Annotated in this window: 12 protein-coding genes; 3 read left to right on the top strand and 9 right to left on the bottom strand. The window is 69.7% G+C overall.

Annotated elements, in window-relative coordinates:
• Positions 1-81: 81 nt before the first annotated feature.
• From ACGFZK_RS15850 to ACGFZK_RS15840, 3 genes are all read right to left on the bottom strand, one after another.
• The gene (locus tag ACGFZK_RS15850; RefSeq protein WP_393849450.1) at positions 82-1,803 is read right to left on the bottom strand and encodes a protein kinase family protein; all 1,722 of its coding nucleotides are present in this window, start codon (positions 1,801-1,803) and stop codon (positions 82-84) included.
• A 117-nt stretch (positions 1,804-1,920) separates the two neighbouring features.
• Complete coding sequence (gene murJ / locus ACGFZK_RS15845) at positions 1,921-4,095, bottom strand: murein biosynthesis integral membrane protein MurJ (protein WP_393849449.1); 2,175 nt, start codon at positions 4,093-4,095, stop codon at positions 1,921-1,923.
• A gap of 46 nt (positions 4,096-4,141) precedes the next feature.
• Positions 4,142-6,409 (bottom strand): DUF6049 family protein, encoded by a 2,268-nt coding sequence (locus ACGFZK_RS15840; RefSeq protein ID WP_393849448.1) that lies wholly within the window; start codon positions 6,407-6,409, stop codon positions 4,142-4,144.
• A gap of 186 nt (positions 6,410-6,595) precedes the next feature.
• Here ACGFZK_RS15840 and ACGFZK_RS15835 point away from each other — a divergent pair, with 186 nt between their 5' ends.
• Entirely contained in the window at positions 6,596-8,062 is a 1,467-nt protein-coding gene (locus ACGFZK_RS15835) for a CCA tRNA nucleotidyltransferase (RefSeq protein ID WP_393849447.1), read from the top strand.
• Between the two features lie 86 nt (positions 8,063-8,148).
• On the opposite strand, the gene ACGFZK_RS15830 is transcribed toward ACGFZK_RS15835, so the two are convergent.
• The 3 genes from ACGFZK_RS15830 to ACGFZK_RS15820 all read right to left on the bottom strand — a co-directional run bounded on the left by ACGFZK_RS15830 (position 8,149) and on the right by ACGFZK_RS15820 (position 11,256).
• Positions 8,149-9,417, bottom strand: coding sequence for an MFS transporter (locus ACGFZK_RS15830; RefSeq protein ID WP_393849446.1), 1,269 nt, complete (start codon positions 9,415-9,417; stop codon positions 8,149-8,151).
• 104 nt (positions 9,418-9,521) lie between these two features.
• Entirely contained in the window at positions 9,522-10,604 is a 1,083-nt protein-coding gene (locus tag ACGFZK_RS15825; protein ID WP_393849445.1) for an inositol-3-phosphate synthase, read from the bottom strand.
• Positions 10,605-10,653: 49 nt separating this feature from the next.
• Positions 10,654-11,256 carry a helix-turn-helix transcriptional regulator gene (locus ACGFZK_RS15820; RefSeq protein WP_393849444.1) on the bottom strand — a complete coding sequence of 201 codons (603 nt, stop codon included), beginning with the start codon at positions 11,254-11,256 and terminating at the stop codon, positions 10,654-10,656.
• A gap of 275 nt (positions 11,257-11,531) precedes the next feature.
• Here ACGFZK_RS15820 and ACGFZK_RS15815 point away from each other — a divergent pair, with 275 nt between their 5' ends.
• Positions 11,532-14,132 (top strand): transglycosylase domain-containing protein, encoded by a 2,601-nt coding sequence (locus tag ACGFZK_RS15815; RefSeq protein WP_393849443.1) that lies wholly within the window; start codon positions 11,532-11,534, stop codon positions 14,130-14,132.
• 93 nt (positions 14,133-14,225) lie between these two features.
• Positions 14,226-15,686 (top strand): glycosyltransferase family 87 protein, encoded by a 1,461-nt coding sequence (locus ACGFZK_RS15810; protein WP_393849442.1) that lies wholly within the window; start codon positions 14,226-14,228, stop codon positions 15,684-15,686.
• 27 nt (positions 15,687-15,713) lie between these two features.
• Here ACGFZK_RS15810 and ACGFZK_RS15805 read toward each other — a convergent pair whose 3' ends face one another.
• The 3 genes from ACGFZK_RS15805 to ACGFZK_RS15795 all read right to left on the bottom strand — a co-directional run bounded on the left by ACGFZK_RS15805 (position 15,714) and on the right by ACGFZK_RS15795 (position 18,385).
• Positions 15,714-16,745, bottom strand: a complete 1,032-nt coding sequence (locus tag ACGFZK_RS15805; RefSeq protein ID WP_150258236.1) for an alanine racemase — start codon at positions 16,743-16,745, stop codon at positions 15,714-15,716.
• Between the two features lie 76 nt (positions 16,746-16,821).
• Positions 16,822-17,940, bottom strand: a complete 1,119-nt coding sequence (locus ACGFZK_RS15800; RefSeq protein WP_030383942.1) for a peptidoglycan bridge formation glycyltransferase FemA/FemB family protein — start codon at positions 17,938-17,940, stop codon at positions 16,822-16,824.
• Between the two features lie 142 nt (positions 17,941-18,082).
• Positions 18,083-18,385, bottom strand: a complete 303-nt coding sequence (locus tag ACGFZK_RS15795) for a hypothetical protein (RefSeq protein WP_393849441.1) — start codon at positions 18,383-18,385, stop codon at positions 18,083-18,085.
• Positions 18,386-18,414 lie beyond the last annotated feature (29 nt).

Raw genomic sequence — 18,414 nt, 5'->3', positions numbered from 1 at the left:
GAGACTAGGGCGTCGGCCGGGTCGCGTAAAGAATCACGCGGCCCGCCCGGCGAGCGGGCCGCGTGGTCGATGCATGTGCGTTCAGGACGACGGGCCGAGCACCTTGATCTCGCTGATGCCGCCCCGGTAGCCGCCGCCGGAAGCGGGCAGCTCGGTGACGTGGATCAGCACGTAGCGGGTACGGACCGGAGTGTCCAGCGTGGTCTGGATCTTCTTGTCGGTGCGCTCCAGCTTGGTGATCGTCTGGGGGAAGGCTGCGACGGAGCTGGGGCCGGTGGATTCGGCGGAGGCGCCGAGGACCTCGACTGTTTGACCTGGCAGGTACATATCGATGTCGAGTCCGGTCACGTTCCGCAGCTCGCCCAGGTCGACGATGATCCCGCTGCCGTTGTGCTCCAGCTCCAGCCGGCCGAAGTTGGGGTAGTTGAGGTACTCGGGGGTGATCCAGGCGGTTTCGGGGTCACCGTCGATCGTCTTCGGAGCCAACTGGGGCTTCACCGAGCCCCCGATGACGGAGACATCCCGGATCGCCAGGGGCTTCCCGGGTTCGGGATCCTTCGGGTTGTCGTCGGTGCCCGTCTTGGTGTTGTTGCTGGTGCCGTTGTTACCCTGCTGGCCGCCCCGGCCCAGGAGGGTGTCGGCCAGCTGCCAGCTGCCCAGGCCGAGGGCGGCGATGAGCAGGGCGGCGACGCCCCACTTGAGGGCACGGCCGGTACGGCTCTGCAGAGGGGGCGGCGGGGGCGCCACGGGCCGGCTCTGGACGGTGTTCAAGCCGGGCGGCGTGGGACGGCCGTAGATGCCCTGCTGATAGGTGGTGTGCTGGTACTCGGGCGGGGCGGTGAAGGCGGGCTCCGGCGGCCGGATGCGGGGCATCGCGGCCACCGCCTTGGCCAGCTCGTCCGGGGTGGTGCAGGCGGGCTCCTGACGGGAGGCGGTGGCCCCGTCGTTGGCGAGTGCCCGCATGGCGAGTTCGCCCAGGCCCCGGTGGACACCGGCGCGTACCTGGTCGGGGGCGATCAGGCCCACGCCCTTGGGCAGGCCGGTGAGGCCGTACGCGTCGTCCTCGTACGGCCAGCGCTGGGTGAGGGCGGCGTACAGGAGGGCACCGATGGCCTCGGTGTCGGCGCGCTGCGGGGTCTCGCTGGTGATGCCGCGCAGGGCGGCGTTCACGGCGAGGCCGCGGATGCGGTACTGACCCGTGGAGGTGCGCAGTATCGCGCTCGGCGTCAGCCGCAGATGGGCGAGGCCCTCGCGGTGGGCGGCGGCCATCGCCTGGGAGACCTGGCTGACCAGCTGGTAGGCGTCGTGGGCCTCCAGGGGACCCGCGGCGAGCAGTGCGGTGAGTTCGGTGGCGTCGGGCAGCCACTCGTGGACGACGTAGACGAGGTCGTTCTCTTCCACGGCGTCGAGGACCTGGACGAACCGTGGGTCGCCGAGCAGGGCGGAGGAGCGTGCCGCGGCCAGGACGGAGCGCGCCCGCGCGTGGTCGGCGGGCATCAGGTGCACGCCCACGGCACGGCGCAGTTTCTCGTCCATCGCGCGCCAACTGCTGAATCCGTCCACACGGGTGACGCACTCTTCCAGCCGGTAGCGCCTGGCGAGCTTGTGTCCGCTGTGGAGCTCGGGTGCGGCCGCAGGGGCCGGGGTGGTGCGTTCGCCGTCCTTGTCGGGCATGGGTCCGTCCGCGGCTCGTCCGTTCTGGGTGTCCACCCCGTCGGACGTGGCCTGTGCCGCCTGAGCGGTCAGCGGCTCATCGCCGCTGTTGTCGGCCACGTCGACGGCAGCCGTGCTACGTTCCGCCACCGTCGTTCCTGCCTCCCCATCCGTTGCGCGCTGTCGGCCAGTCTGCGAAGCCATGCCAATTGTGCCCACAGTCCGACGCTAAGCACGACACACGAAAGGGGGCGACGGTTGTGCGCATCAGCGCCCCAAACGTCCGCGGACCATTCCGACCATCGCGTTGAGCTCTTCGATTCGCATCCGCTTGGCGGCGATGAGGAACACCGCGGCCAGGGCGATACCGCCGACGAGGAGAGCGACAGCGGAGCCGGTGACTCCGCTGCCCAGCCACTGGGTGACCGCGAAGGCGGCCGCGCCGGCCACGGCGGCGGCCGGGACGCAGGCGCCGGTGAGCCGGGCGTAGGTGCGCATGACGTGCGCGCCGTCGAGGTCGCCACCGAGCCTGGTGCGCAGCCGGCGCCAGGCGACGCCGACGCCGACGGCGTAGCCGAGACCGTAGGCGGCGGCCATGCCGACCACCGCCCACCGGGCGGGGAGCACGAAGAACGAGATCGCCGAGACCGCCGCGTTGACGGCGGCGACGATGACCGTGTTGTAGAAGGGCGTGCGGGTGTCCTCGTAGGCGTAGAAACCGCGCAGGACCACGTACTGGATGGAGTACGGGATCAGCCCGAGGCCGAAGGCCATCAGGATGTAGCCGATGTTCTGGGCGCCCGAACCCGACCCGGCGTAGAGCAGGGTGGCCATCGGGACACCGAGGGCGAGGAACGCGAAGGCGCAGGGCACGATCGCGACGGCCGAGGTGCGCAGCCCGTAGGAGATGTCGTCGCGGACCGCGGCGGCGTCCCCGTCGTGGGCGGATCGGGAGATGCGGGGCAGGACGGCCGTCATGACGGAGACGGTGATGATCGCCTGCGGCATCTGCCACAGCAGCAGCGCGTAGTTGTAGGCGGTGATACCGGTACCGGGGTGGCCCTGCTTCTCGGCGACGGAGCCGGCCCAGGTGGCGAGCTGGGTCACGACGACGAGGCCGACCTGGTTGGCGAGGACGAAGAAGAACGTCCACTTGGCCAGGCGGGCGGCCTTGCCGAGGCCGTGGCCCCGCCAGTCGAAGCGCAGGCGCGGCTTGAAGCCCGCGTCCCGCAGGTACGGCAGCATCGCGAGGGCCTGGACGGTGAGGCCGAGCAGGGTGCCCAGGCCCAGCAGGCGCACGCCTTCGGGGGTGACGGTGGTGGCGTTGACACCGGAGGTGGTGAAGCCGCCGAAGGCCCAGATGAAGGCACCGAAGGTGGCGATGACCACGATGTTGTTGAGGACCGGGGTCCACATCATCGCGCCGAAGCGGCCGCGGGCGTTGAGGATCTGACCCAGGACCACGTGGATGCCCATGAAGAACATGGTGGGCAGGCAGTAGCGGGCGAAGGCGACCGCGACGTCCATCTGCTGGGGGTCGGAGGCGATCTTCGGCGACATCATCGTGATGAACACCGGTGCGGCCAGCACACAGATGGTGGTGATGCCCGCCAACAGCACCACGACGAGGGTCAGCAGCCGGTTGGCGTACGCCTGTCCCCCGTCGCTGTCGTTCTTCATGGCCCGGACCAGCTGCGGGATGAAGACGGCGTTGAGGGCGCCGCCGCCGACCAGCACGTAGATCATCGTGGGCAGGGTGTTGGCGATCTGGTACGTGTCGTTGAAGGTGCCGACGCCGATGGCACCGGCGATCACCAGGGTCCGCAGGAACCCGGTGATGCGGGAGACGATCGTGCCCGCGGCCATCAGTGCGCTGGACTTCAGGAGGCTGGAGGCGCGGCCGGCGGGCTTGCTCGGCGCCGGCGCGGCCACGGGAGCGTCCTCGGCGGGGGTGCGGGGAGCCGCCTCCTGGTCCCGGTACAGGTGAGCGAAGGCGTCCGGCTCGGCCTGCTCGTCGGCTGCGTTGGTGACGAGGGCGTCCACACCGACGAACTGGGTGGTGGTGGCGTGGTCGCCGTAAGGCAGGTGGCGCGAGGGACCGTCCGGCTCGGGCGGCGGGGTCTGGGCCCAGACGTGCGGGTCGGGAGCGTACGCGGGCGCGGTCGGCGCCGCGTAGAGCGGGCCGGGCTCCTGGTAGGTACCGGGGGGCGGCGGCGGGTGTGAGGCCCGGTCGTAGAGCACCTCGGCGACGGGGTCCTGGGCCGACAGGTCCTGGGACCGGTACGGGTCGTGGTCGTAGGCGTCCTGGACATACGGGTCACGCTCCGGCGCGGGCGCAGGCGCGGGAACCTGCCCGGGCACCGGGGCGCCCGGGGCAGTGCCCTGGGAGGGCGCAGGCCCACCAGTGCCCTGCGCGCGGTCACCGTCGTACGGCGCGTTCATCGAAACCCCACCTCATCGTCCCCAGGCCGACCGGCCACGGCATCAATCAACGGTCCACTGTCTCACTCGTGCCGGACCCGTCGGTGCTTTGCGGTTCGGTGTCCGGGGACTCGTCACTCGGCTGCGTGCTCTCCTCGGCGGCCGCGCGTGCCGCGACGCGCTTGCGGCTGGCGTACATCTTGATGCCCGCCAGGACCAGGAGGAGCACACCGCCGGCGATCACGAGCATGACGGTGGGTGTGATCTCGGTGGCCTCGACGGTGAACCTGCGTTCCTTGCCGTAGGGGACGCCGTCCTTGGTGAACAGCTGCGCCGTGACCTCGACGGGGCCGCTCGCCGTGGCGTTGGCGGTGAACTTGACCGTCTGGGTGTGGTCGCCCGTGACGGTGACCTGCTGCTCGGCCTGGCCGCTCTTGCCGAACATCAGGCGCGTCGGGTTGGCGGACCTGACCCGCAGGACCAGGTCGTGGACGTCCTGGACGAGGCTGTTCTGCACGCTGACCGGGATGGTGGCGCTGTGTCCGGACAGGGTGGCGTCGGACTTGGGGATGACCTTGACCTTCTCGGTGAGACCGATCAGGTAGTCCTGGACCTGGTCCCGGTAGAGGCGGGCCTCGTCGGGCCGTCCGCGCCAGGAGGTGGACATCTCCCGGTTGGTGGTGTTGCCGAAGGGAATCTCCACGCGGTCGGGCGCGGCGAGGATCACCTTGAAGTGGTCGAGGGTGCTCTGCGTGGTGCGGATCTTCTCGAATGCCGCCACCGGCAGCTCCTGCTTGCGCAGGGCCTCGGGGTACTGGCCGGCGCCCGGCACCTGCGTGATGGCTCCGGGGTCGGGCTTGGCGGCGGCCGCGGCATCGAGGTCCCCGGGCTGCGTCCAGCGGCCCGCCTGGAGGCCGCGTACGGCCGCTGCCATCGTCTGCACCTGGCTGACGCTGGGCATCCGCTGCGGGGCGACGACGAAGCTGCGCTGCTCGTCGGTCCGCTGCAGGTTCAGGGCGAGGCTGTGGGCGAGGAACCGCTGCACGGCGAGCGTGGAGGGCCCCGCGTTCAGCATGTCGCCCTCGAAGGCGGTGGACAGGTCTGCGTCCGCCACGACGGCGGTGGTGCCGGCGCCGATGGGCCGGGCGGCCGAGGGCGTGTAGCCGAGGGCGCCGCTCTCCACGAGGCTGTCGCTGCGGGTGAGGACGTTGTGGGCACCGGCCGAGGTGGCGACGTTGACGATCGAGGGGTCGATGGCGCCGTCCACGGGCCAGGAGAAGTCGGTGGACGCGGGGACGTGCAGGACCGTCTCGACGGCCTGCTTGGCCTTGTCGGTGGCGGGACGCAACTGGCCCAGCGTGCCCGAGACGTCCTTGCCGTGGTGGGCGAGCGAGGCGAGGTCCGGGTCGGCGTACGGCAGGGCGACGACCTTCTTGCCCTGGACGGCGGCCTCCAGGGAGCTCAGCCACTGCTCGGCGACGGCCTTGCTCTTCCCCTGGACGGGCTTGCCGCCGCCCGGGTTGCGGACCCGGTAACCCTTGGTCATCGCGTCGACCGTGTAGAGCAGGTCGGGGTCGATGACCCAGGTGATCGGCAGGTCCTTGCCGAGGGTGACCATCTGCTCCAGACGCCCGCCCGACCTGAGCTCGTCGGCGAGGGAGTCGTCGAGGAAGACGGGGGTCTGGAGCTCGTCGGAGCCGGTTTCCGCCGTCACGCGGGTGGTGGAGATCAGCGGCCAGGCGTAGGTGAGCTGGGAACGCTTGGCGGCGGCCTCGGGCTGCCAGGGCAGGAAGGTCCGCTTGATGCCCAGCACCTGCTCGGACGGGCGGCTGTCGGTCACCCCGGACAGGGAGACACCGAGCGGGTAGACGCCGTCCTTGTCCAGCTCCAGCTTGTTCACCGGGATCGTGAGCGTGAAGGGCTGGCTGACCTTCGACGGCAGGGAGGCGATCTTCACGGCGTAAGCGGGGTCGATCTCGCCCGGGTCGGCGCCGGCCCGGAAGCCGGTGCGCTCCGCCGCCTCGTCGATCGACGCACGGTCCGCGAGCACGCTCCCGACCCGCAGGCCGACATGTGCGTCGGTGATCGTCTCGGAGCCGGTGTTGCTCACGGTGCCGTGGATGGTGAGGGTGTCGCCCTTGACCGGTGCCGTGGGTGCCATGGAGGTCAGCTGGACGTCCACGGCCGAGGCCGGCGCAGCCTCGGCCTGGGGGGCCGGAGCGTAGATCAGAGCAGCCAGCACGGGTGTCCCGGCGAGCAGAACGATCGCGCGCCGCAGCCACCGGCGCCGGGCAGGAGCGGGGGACGCCCCCTGGATGTCTGCCGCCTCGGCCACGCGCTAGCCCGTCCCTCGAAGTGTCAGTGGTCGTCTTTTGTGCGTCTACGCATGGTAACGAGGCCCGCTGTGTGCCAGTGCCGCGCCTTGCTCCACATGATCGGCTCAGGGCCGGGGCCGCCGTGTACCGGGGTGGCCGCAAAAGGAAGCGGCCCCCGGTGGGCGGGGCACGTACCCTTTTCTGTTGTGCCGAACGCCAACGAAGACAACCCCAGTGCCCTGAGTCAGGTGCAGCTCCGCGCGGTCAGTGAACTGCTGCGGATCGCTCCTGTCGCCGACGAGCTCGGCCGCCGATTCCAGGAGGCGGGCTTCCGTCTCGCCCTGGTCGGTGGGTCCGTCCGCGACGCGCTGCTGGGGCGTCTCGGCAACGATCTCGACTTCACCACCGATGCCCGCCCCGAGGACGTGCTGAAGATCGTCCGTCCGTGGGCGGACTCGGTGTGGGACGTCGGTATCGCCTTCGGCACCGTCGGGGCGCAGAAGAACGCCCACGTCGGGGACGCTGTGCGGAATTTCCAGATCGAGGTGACGACGTACCGCTCGGAGGCCTACGACCGCACGTCGCGCAAGCCCGAGGTCTCCTACGGCGACTCGATCGACGAGGACCTGGTCCGTCGCGACTTCACGGTCAACGCCATGGCCCTGGCCCTGCCCGAGCAGGAGTTCATCGACCCGCACGGTGGACTGGAGGACCTGGCCGCCGGGGTGCTGCGTACTCCCGGGACCCCGGAGGACTCCTTCTCCGACGATCCGCTGCGGATGCTGCGGGCGGCGCGGTTCGCCGCGCAGCTGGACTTCGAGGTCGCCCCGGAGGTCGTGGCGGCCATGAAGGCCATGTCCGAGCGGATCGAGATCGTTTCCGCGGAGCGGGTCCAGGGCGAGCTGAACAAGCTCATCCTGTCCGCGCACCCGCGCAAGGGTCTGGGGCTGCTGGTGGACACGGGGCTGGCCGACCGGGTGCTTCCCGAGCTGCCCGCGCTGCGGCTGGAGAGTGACGAGCACCACCGGCACAAGGACGTCTACGACCACTCGCTGATCGTGCTGGAGCAGGCGATCGCGCTGGAGGAGAACGGCCCGGACCTGGTCCTGCGGCTCGCGGCCCTGCTGCACGACATCGGCAAGCCGCGCACCCGCCGTTTCGAGAGCGACGGCCGGGTCTCCTTCCACCACCACGAGGTGGTGGGCGCGAAGATGACCAAGAAGCGGCTCACCGCTCTGAAGTACTCCAACGACATGATCAAGGACGTGTCGCGGCTGGTGGAGCTGCACCTGCGCTTCCACGGCTACGGCGACGGGGAATGGACCGACTCGGCGGTGCGGCGCTACGTCCGCGACGCCGGTCCGCTGCTGGAGCGCCTGCACAAGCTGACCCGGTCGGACTGCACAACGCGCAACAAGCGCAAGGCCAACGCCCTCTCCCGTACCTACGACGGGCTGGAGGAGCGCATCGCCCAGCTGCAGGAGCAGGAGGAGCTGGACGCGATCCGCCCCGAGCTGGACGGCAACGAGATCATGCAGGTGCTCGACGTGGGCCCGGGTCCGGTGATCGGCAAGGCCTACGCCTTCCTGCTGGAGCTGCGGCTGGAGAACGGCCCGATGGGGCGCGACGCCGCTGTGGTCGCGCTGAAGGAGTGGTGGGCCGAGCAGGCCTGATGTACGGACGCCGGGGGCGATGTTTCACGTGAAACATCGCCCCCGGATGGGCCCGGGCCGGGCGAAGGCTCGGGCCGGTCAATGTTTCACGTGAAACGTCGCTCGTGCCGGGCCAGGAGCACGGCGGTCGCGGCGTACAGCACGGACACGACGAGGATCAGGATCACGGATCGCCCGTCGGCGGGGAGGACGAGGGACGCCACCGCCGCCGCGCCGACGAATGCGACGTTGAACAGCACGTCGTAGACGGAGAAGACGCGGCCGCGGTAGTCGTCGTCCACCCGGGACTGCACCTCCGTGTCGGTGGCGATCTTGGCGCCCTGGGTGGCGAGGCCGAGGACGAACGCGGTGACGAGCATCGGCCCCGGGGCGAAGAACAGGCCGAGGGCCGGCACCAGGACCGCGGCGCCCGCGGAGCAGACGGTGATCCAGCCGAGGGGGCCCAGCCGGCCCACCAGCCAAGGGGTCACGACCGCGGCGGCGAAGAATCCGGCCCCGGAGGCGCCGACGGCGACTCCCAGCAGGGCCAGCCCGTCGGACTCGTTGTCCGCCCAGGAGTAGCGGCAGAGCATCAGCAGCATGACGAACAGGGCCCCGTAGCAGAACCGCATCATCGTCATCGCGGCGAGTGCCCGGGCCGCCTCGCGCCGGGCGGCAAGGTGCCGGAGGCCTGCGGCCATCCCCCGCACCGTGAGGGCGACCCCTTGGGCGACCGAGGGGTGTGCCCGGCCGGCGGGGTGGTCCGGCCCGAGGAGCCCGATGGCCAGCTGCAGGGAGACGAGAGCCGCGGACAGGTAGAGCCCGGCCCCGAGGAGGACGACGAGGGCGTTGGAGTCGGAGGCCAGCAGCCGGACGAGGAAGGCCAGCCCTCCGCCGGCCACCGCCGCGAGGGTTCCGGCAGTGGGGGAGAGAGCGTTCGCGGTGACCAGCTGATCGGGTCCGACGACGTGGGGCAGCGACGCGGCGAGCCCGGACAGCACGAAGCGGTTGACGGCGGTCACGGACAGGGCCGAGGCGTAGAAGAGCCAGTCGGGCACCTGCGCGACGATCAGCATCCCGGTGACGCAGGCCAGGAAGGCCCGCAGGAGGTTTCCGTAGAGGAAGACCTGGCGGCGCCGCCAGCGGTCGAGCAGTACCCCGGCGAAGGGGCCGATCGCCGAATAGGGCAGCAGGAGCACCGCCATGGCGGAGGCGATGGCCGCCGGCGAGGTCTGCTTCTCCGGGGAGAAGACGACGTAGGTGGCGAGCGCGACCTGGTAGACGCCGTCCGCGGCCTGCGAGAGCAGCCGTACGGCGAGCAGGTTGCGGAAATCCCTCAGGCGCAGGAGTACGCGCAGATCACGTACGACAGGCATGAGGGCAAGGGTCACATACGCGGAGGGTCCCCGGGCACATTGCCCGGGGACCCTCCGCGGAAGAACAGCCGAAGTCCAGGTGTCGGTACGACCCTTGGGCTCGGTTAGCGCTCGACCTCGCCCTTGATGAACTTCTCGACGTTGGCGTACGCCTCGTCGTCGAAGTACTGCACCGGCGGGGACTTCATGAAGTAGCTGGACGCCGACAGGATCGGGCCACCGATACCGCGGTCCTTCGCGATCTTCGCGGCGCGCAGGGCGTCGATGATGACACCGGCCGAGTTCGGGGAGTCCCACACCTCGAGCTTGTACTCGAGGTTCAGCGGGACATCGCCGAAGGCGCGGCCCTCGAGGCGGACGTAGGCCCACTTGCGGTCGTCGAGCCAGGCCACGTAGTCGGACGGGCCGATGTGGACGTTCTTCTCGCCGAGCTCACGGTCGGGGATCTGCGAAGTGACGGCCTGCGTCTTGGAGATCTTCTTCGACTCGAGGCGGTCCCGCTCGAGCATGTTCTTGAAGTCCATGTTGCCGCCGACGTTGAGCTGCATGGTGCGCTCAAGACGGACACCGCGGTCCTCGAACAGCTTCGCCATCACGCGGTGCGTGATGGTGGCGCCGACCTGCGACTTGATGTCGTCGCCGACGATCGGGACACCGGCCTCGGTGAACTTGTCGGCCCACTCCTTGGTGCCGGCGATGAAGACCGGGAGGGCGTTGACGAAGGCGACCTTGGCGTCGATGGCGCACTGGGCGTAGAACTTCGCCGCAGCCTCGGAGCCGACGGGCAGGTAGCAGATCAGGACGTCGACCTCGCGGTCCTTCAGGACCTGGACGATGTCGACGGGAGCCTCGGCGGACTCCTCGATCGTCATGCGGTAGTACTTGCCCAGACCGTCGTAGGTGTGGCCGCGCTGAACGGTCACCCCGGCGTTCGGAACGTCACAGATCTTGATGGTGTTGTTCTCGCTGGCGCCGATGGCGTCCGAAAGGTCGAGGCCGACCTTCTTCGCGTCGACGTCGAACGCGGCGACGAACTCGATGTCACGCACGTGGTAGTCGCCGAACTGGACGTGCATCAGACCGGGGACCTTGGCCGCCGGGTCGGCGTCCTTGTAGTACTCGACGCCCTGCACCAGCGAGGCGGCGCAGTTGCCTACGCCGACGATGGCTACGCGAACCGAACCCATTCCGGTTGCTCCCTGTTTGTTCTCGGACGAGGTCTGCGAGGTGCAGGCCTCATTTTTCAGTTTCGTCGGACGGACCGGATCGTCTCCGATCCCGTCCCGCCCGCTCACTCTCGATGAGCTCGTTCAGCCAGCGCACTTCGCGCTCCACGGACTCCATGCCGTGCCGCTGCAGCTCGAGCGTGTAGTCGTCGAGACGCTCACGCGTCCTGGCGATCGAGGCGCGCATCTTCTCCAGACGCTCCTCCAGCCGGCTGCGGCGGCCCTCCAGTACCCGCATGCGCACTTCTCTTTCGGTCTGGCCGAAGAAGGCGAAGCGGGCGGCGAAGGACTCGTCCTCCCAGGTGTCGGGGCCGGTGTGGGAGAGGAGCTCCTCGAAGTGCTCCTTACCCGCGGCCGTCAACCGGTAGACGATCTTGGCGCGGCGCCCTGCGAGTGAAGCGGCGAGAGCGTCCTCCGGGGCGTTGCCCGGCTCTTCGATCAACCAGCCGTTGGCGACCAGCGTCTTGAGGCAGGGGTAGAGCGTCCCGTAGCTGAAGGCTCTGAACACCCCCAGCGAGGTATTGAGCCGCTTGCGCAGCTCGTAGCCGTGCATGGGGGATTCGCGGAGCAGGCCGAGGACGGCGAACTCGAGGATGCCTGAGCGTCTGCTCATCCGCCTTCCTCTCCTCCGCCCCTGAGTCTTTATACCGAGCTGATGTATCGACTCGATACATCCAGACGATAGAACGGGCTGCTCTGATCGACAAGGGGAGACGTGGTGACCGGTGTCACATCACCGATTCGCACCAGGCAGGTTGCCTGATTTGAGGCGAACTTCGACACTGGGCGCGTTTTGAGCGTGCGTAGTCTGTGCGCCATGACACCGGGGGGGACCGGAAACAATCTGCCGCTTCCAGGCCACTCGCCTGCCCGAGGAGTAGTCGTTCGATGAGCGAGCACCGCCGCAAACCGCCGCAGCCCCAGGGTGGTGGGCGCGCCTCGGCCCGCCGCGCCGCCCAGCAGCGCCCCGCACGGGGCGGCCCGGCCGGACGTGACGTCCCCACGGCGTCACACAGCGGCCCGTACGCACCGCAGCGGGCCCCGAGCAGCCGCGCCGAGGCCCGCCGCACCGCCCAGAGAGGGACCGCGGGCCGCGGAAGAGGCGCCGCCACGCGCGTCGCCGGGGCCCGTGACAAGCGGCTCATCAACTACCCGCGGTCCGACAGGGACGGCTGGAAGCGCTTCGTGCCGTCCTGGAAGTTCGTGTCCGGCACGGCCTTCGGTTTCTTCGCGGTGATCATCGCGGGCGCAGGCATCGGCATCGCCATGGTGAGCACCCCGGACCCGAACAAGGCCGCCCAGGCGCAGAACAATGTCTTCTACTGGGCCGACGGCACCCAGATGGTCGCGACCGGTGGTGCGATGAACCGCCAGATCGTGCCCATCTCCAGCATTCCCCGGTCGATGAGGGACGCCGTGATCGCGGCGGAGAACGAGTCGTTCGAGACCGACAAGGGTGTCGACCCGATGGGCATCGGCCGCGCCGTGTGGAACATGGCCACGGGCGGCTCCACCCAGGGCGGCTCGACCATCACCCAGCAGTACGTGAAGAACACCTACCTGGACTCCGACCAGACGCTCAAGCGGAAGGCCACCGAGCTCTTCATCGCGATAAGGCTCGGTGTGTCCGAGGAGAAGGACAAGGTCCTGGCGGGCTACCTCAACACGGCCTACTACGGCCGGGACGCCTACGGGATCCAGGCCGCGGCCCGCGCCTACTTCGGCAAGGACAGCCAGGACCTCAACCCCGCCGAATGCGCGTTCCTGGCGGCGGTGCTGAAGGGCCCCAACCTCTACAATCCGGATGGCGGCATCGGCGCCGCGGCCACCCCCGCCCTCAACGAGAACCGGGCCCGGGAACGCTGGTCCTGGGTGCTGGACCGCGAGGTCGAGGTCGGCCGGATGGACAAGACCGAGCGGGCGAAGTACACGGACGCGGACTTTCCCCCGCGCGCCGACTCGGAGTCGGCCCGCGGCATGACCGGCCAGATCGGCTACCTGGTCGACACGGCCAAGGCCTACGTGATGAAGACCAAGTCCATCACGCCCGAGCAGATGGCCCTGGGCGGCTACCGGATCAGGACCACCTTCCAGAAGCCCAGGGTGGACGCCCTGGTCAAGGCGGTCGAGGACACCCGCAACGGGTTCATCGACGAGAAGGAACGCCCCGACACCGACACCTTCGTGCAGTTCGGCGGGGCCTCCGTGGACGTGAAGACCGGAGCCATCGTCGCCCTGTACGGCGGCCCGGGCTGGGACCACAAGTACTTCAGCAACAACGCCAACACCAGCGGTGTCCCGGTCGGCTCGACCTGGAAGCCGTACGTGCTGGCGGCTGCGATGGAGTACGGCACCAAGTACTCCAACGGCAAGGGCATCTCGGTCGACAGCAAGTACCAAGCCAACGACCTCACTGTGATCAACAACCGTGAGGGCAGGCCCCTGCGCGACGCCTCGGGCGCCCCGTTCAAGCAGAAGAACGAGAGCCCCACCGCCTTCGGGTACGTGACCCTGAACGAGGCGATGGAGAAGTCCATCAACGTGCCGTTCGCCCAGCTCGTCTTCGACGTCGGTCACGACAAGGTCAGGGCGCTGGCCAAGTCCACGGGCATCCTGGAGGAGTCGATGAACCCGAACTCCGACGCCTCCTTCGCCCTCGGTACCTCCACCCCCAGCGCCATCCGGATGGCCGACTCGTACGCGACCTTCGCCGCCTCCGGCACGCACCGCGAGCCGTTCTCCGTGACCGAGGTCAGGAAGAACGGCGAGCCGCTGTCCGGCTTCGAGAAGGTCAAGGACCAGCGGGCCATGGACAGCGACATCGCGGACAACATCACCAAGGTCCTGGAGAACGTGGTCCAGAACGGCACCGCGACCAAGGTCAAGAAGCTGGGCCGGCCGGCCGCCGGCAAGACCGGCACCACGGACCAGAACAAGTCGGCGTGGTTCGTCGGCTACACCCCGGAGCTGTCCACCTCGGTCGTCCTCTTCCGCACCGACCCCAACTCGGCGGACAAGAAGCTGATCTCCATGAACGGCGTGGGTGACATCCCCTCCATCCACGGTGGTGACATCCCGGCCGTGATCTGGACCGAGTACATGCGCGAGGCGCTCAAGAACGTCCCGGTCACGGACTTCCCCGAGGCCGAGGACCTCGGCGTCACCGCCGACTCCGCCGGTGCCCCCTCCCCCACGCCGTCGGTCGTCGTGCCGCCGTCGCCCTCCCCGTCGACGGTCCCTCCGAGCTCCCCGGCACCCTCACCCTCCCCGTCCAAGGGCGGCCGGCCGTCCTGCCGGCCGTGGGAGCTGTACTGCGATCCGGAGACCACGCGCGGCACCACCAACGGAGGCACGAACAGCGGCAACACCTCCGGGACCGTCTCCGGCAACACCGGCGGATCCAGCGGTTCACCGTCTCCGTCACAGTCCGGCAGACCGGGCCGCCCGGGCGGCCTCACCGGCGGGGTGAACGACTCCGACGAGGAGTGACCCGTACCGCCGCTCCGTGAGCCGGGGAAGGCCGTCGCACCCGCCGTGCGACGGCCTTCCCCCATGTCCGGCCCCGTACGGCAGGATGAGCCCATGACCAAGGTGCACGAGGACCGCCCCGTACTGCCCACGCAGCAGGACGAGGTCGCCGCAGCCGGAGCTGAGTTCATGGGCGGCCCGATCGGCCGCTACGCCCGGCTCGGCGGGCATTGGCTGGGGCCGGTCCGGATCGTGGCGCTCATCGCCATCGGCATGTTCGCGCTCGGCATGGTCCAGAAACTGCCCTGCTACGACTGGGCGTGGTTCCGGGGGGCGGGCTCGCAGTACACCCACGCCTGCTACTCCGACATCCCGCACCTGTACGCCGTGCGCGGCTTCGCCGACAACCTGACGCCCTACTTCGACCGGCTCCCCGGCGACATGGAGTACCTGGAGTACCCGGTGCTCACCGGGCTCTTCATGGAGATCGCTTCCTGGCTGACGCCTGGCAGCGGCTCCATGCAGCATCGCGAACAGATGTACTGGATGGTCAATGCGGGCATGCTGATGGCCTGCGCGGCCGTCATCGCCGTCTGTGTCGCCCGCACCCACCGCCGTCGTCCCTGGGACGCCCTGCTCTTCGCCCTGGCGCCCGCCTTCGCCCTGACGGCCACGATCAACTGGGACCTGCTGGCGATCGCCCTGACCGCCGCGGGGATGCTCATGTGGTCCCGCGGCCGGACGATCCTCTTCGGCGTCCTCATCGGCCTGGCCACCGCGGCCAAGCTCTACCCGGTGCTGCTGCTCGGCGCGCTGTTCGTGCTCTGCTGGCGGGCGGGGAGGTGGCGCGCCTTCGGCGCCGCCGTTCTCGGCGCGGCCGGGGCCTGGCTCGTGGTGAACCTGCCCGTCATGCTCTTCGCCTGGGACGGCTGGACGAAGTTCTACACCTTCAGCCAGGAACGGCCCATCGACTTCGGCTCGGTGTGGCTGCTGATCTCCCAGCGCTCGGGAAACCCCCTGGACGGCGCCAACACGTACGCGACCGGGCTGACGCTCGTGCTGTGCGGGGCCGTCGGCCTGCTCACCCTGACCGCCCCGCGACGGCCCCGGTTCGCACAGCTGGCCTTCCTCGTCGTCGCCGTGTTCATCCTGTGCAACAAGGTCTACTCGCCGCAGTACGTGCTGTGGCTCATCCCGCTCGCCGCGCTGGCCCGGCCGCGCTGGCGGGACTTCCTGATCTGGCAGGCCGGCGAGGTCGTCTACTTCCTCGGCATCTGGTTCTACCTCGCCTACACGTCCAGCGGTGACAAGCACCAGGGCCTGCCCGTGGAGGGCTACCAGCTGGCGATCGCCGCCCACCTGCTGGCCACCCTGTACCTGTGCGCGGTCGTCGTCCGGGACATCCTGATGCCCGAGCGGGACGTCGTACGGCGGGACGGATCGGACGACCCCTCCGGTGGCGTGCTGGACGGCGCCGAGGACGTGTTCGTGCTGTCGGACGCAGCGAGGGCGCCGCGGTACGCGGCGCCCTCGGAGGGACAGCGGGTCGCCTGGGGCACGAGCTCGGAGGACTGACCGGGCCGGCCGGGCGGACCGAACGGCTCAGGCGTCGAGCACCCGGTCGAACTGCGTGGTGGTGTGGCGCAGGTGCGCCACCAGCTCGTCGCCGACCTTCGGCTCGGTGGCGTCCGAGGGCACGAACAGGATCGACACCTGCATGTGCGGCGGCTCCGCGAACCAGCGCTGCTTGCCCGCCCACACGAAGGGCGACAGGTTGCGGTTGACGGTGGCCAGGCCCGCCCGGGCGACTCCCTTGGCGCGCGGCATCACACCGTGGAGCGCCTTGGGGGCCTCCAGGCCCACCCCGTGCGAGGTACCGCCGGCGACCACGACCAGCCAGCCGTCGGAGGCGGCCTTCTGCTGGCGGTAGCCGAACCGGTCGCCCTTGGCCACGCGCGTGACGTCGAGGACCGCGCCGCGGTACTCGGTGGCCTCGTGGTCGCCCAGCCACAGCCGGGTGCCGATACGGGCCCGGAAGCGGGTCTGCGGGAACTGCTGCTGCAGCCGCGCGAGCTCCGTGGCCCGCAGGTGGCTGACGAACATGGTGTGCAGCGGCAGCCGGGCCGCGCGCAGCCGGTCCATCCAGCCGATGACCTCCTCGACGGCGTCCGAGCCGTCCGGGCGGTCCAGGGGTAGGTGCAGGGCGAAGCCCTCCAGCCGGACGTCCTCGATCGCCGCGTGCAGCTGGCCGAGGTCCTGCTCGGAGATTCCGTGGCGGCGCATCGAGCTCATGCACTCGATGACCACCCGGGCCCCCACCAGACCGCGCACGCCGTCCAGCGAGGCGACCGACCGGATGACCCGGTCGGGCAGCGGCACCGGGTCCTCGCCCCGCCGGAACGGGGTGAGGACGAGCAGGTCGCCGCCGAACCAGTCCTTGATGCTCGCGGCCTCGTACGTCGTTCCCACGGCCAGGATGTCGGCGCCCATGCGGGTCGCCTCCTCGCAGAGCCGCTCGTGGCCGAAGCCGTAGCCGTTGCCCTTGCAGACCGGGATCAGCCCCGGGAACTGGTCCTGGATCTGCTTCTGGTGCGCACGCCAGCGCGCGGTATCGACGTAGAGCGTGAGCGCCATGCCCGTCCGGAACCTCTCCTGAGAAGCTGCCTGGTGCAGCGGTGCTGTCTGTGTGTGGGGCGGGGTGGAACCGGTGTCAGCGGCGCGACATGTAGATGTCGAGGGCCTTGTGTAGCACCTTGTTGAGCGGGAAGTCCCACTCGCCGACGTACTCCACGGCCTCGCCGCCCGTACCGACCTTGAACTGGATCAGACCGAACAAGTGGTCGTTCTCGTCCAGCGTGTCAGAGATGCCGCGCAGGTCGTAGACGCTTGCGCCGAGCGCGTAGGAATCGCGCAGCATGCGCCACTGCATCGCGTTCGAGGGGCGGACCTCACGCTTGTGGTTGGCGGAGGCGCCGTACGAGTACCAGACGTGCTGGCCGACGGTGAGCATCGTGGCGGCGGCCAGCGGCTCCCCCTCGTGCGTGGCGATGTAGAGGCGCATCCGGTTGGGGTCCTCGGAGTTGAGGGCCGTCCACTGGCGCTGGAAGTAGCTGAGCGGACGCGGGCGGAACTTGTCGCGCTCGGCCGTGATCTCGTACAGGTGCTGCCAGGTCGGCAGGTCGTCGTAGCCACCCTGGACGACCTCGACGCCGGCCTTCTCGGCCTTCTTGATGTTGCGGCGCCACAGCTGGTTGAAGCCCTTGAGGACGTCGTCCAGCGAGCGGTTGGCCAGCGGCACCTGGAAGACGTAGCGCGGCTGGACGTCACCGAAGCCGGCGCCGCCGTCCTCGGCCTGCTGCCAGCCCATGCGGCGCAGCTTGTCCGACACCTCGAAGGCGCGGGGCTCGATGACCGAGGCCTCCACGTCGCGCAGGCGCTTCACGTTCGGGTCCTGGATACCGGCCTTGATGGCGGTCGAGTTCCAGCGCCGGATGACGACGGGCGGGCCCATCTTCACGGTGAAGGCGCCCTGCTGCTTGAGGTGGGCCAGCATCGGCTGGAGCCACTCCTCCAGGTTCGGGGCGTACCAGTTGATGACCGGGCCCTCGGGAAGGTACGCGAGGTACCGCTTCACCTTGGGCAGCTGCCGGTACAACACGAGGGCCGCGCCGACGAGTTCGTCGGACTCGTTGAACCATCCGAGGTTCTCGGAACGCCACTCGTTCTTCACGTCGGCCCACGCCGGGACCTGGCAGTGGCTAGCCGAGGGCAGGCTCTGGAGGTAACCCAGATGCTGCTCTCGGCTGATGGTCCTCAGGGACAGGCTCATGCGGGGCGTCTCCTCCGGCGGCTTCGCTGGCTATGGCGCGAAGCCTACTGCGACAGGGGCGCCACCCTTCTGGGGGACGGGCCGTGGGCCCGGGCCGGTGCGCGGCCGGCGCCCTGTCGCGGAGGTGTCCCGGACGGCCCGGTCAGCCCCCGAAGAGGCCGCCGTGGAACATGCCGAGGTAGAAGCCGACGGCAGACGCGCCAAGGCCGATGATCAGCGCGAAGCGCTCGCGTGTCGTGACGGAGACGAACTGTCCGTACGCGCCGGTCAGGATTCCGATCAGCCCGGCCCACGAGCTGATCAGGTGCAGGTTGTGGAAGAAAGCCGTGACGAACGCCACGGCGCCGAGGGTCAGCGTGACCGCCATCAGGGCGTCCTGCAGCGGGTGGGGCTTGCCGTCGGTGGAGAGGAGGGAGATCTGAGGGGGCCGCATTGCCTGTGCCATCGGAAGGGCACCTCCTGGCTGAAGCTGGC

The sequence above is a fragment of the Streptomyces sp. NPDC048257 genome (genome assembly GCF_043201855.1).
In the GTDB taxonomy this organism is placed as follows: Bacteria; Actinomycetota; Actinomycetes; order Streptomycetales; family Streptomycetaceae; genus Streptomyces.
This window is presented reverse-complemented; position numbering and strand designations above follow the sequence as displayed.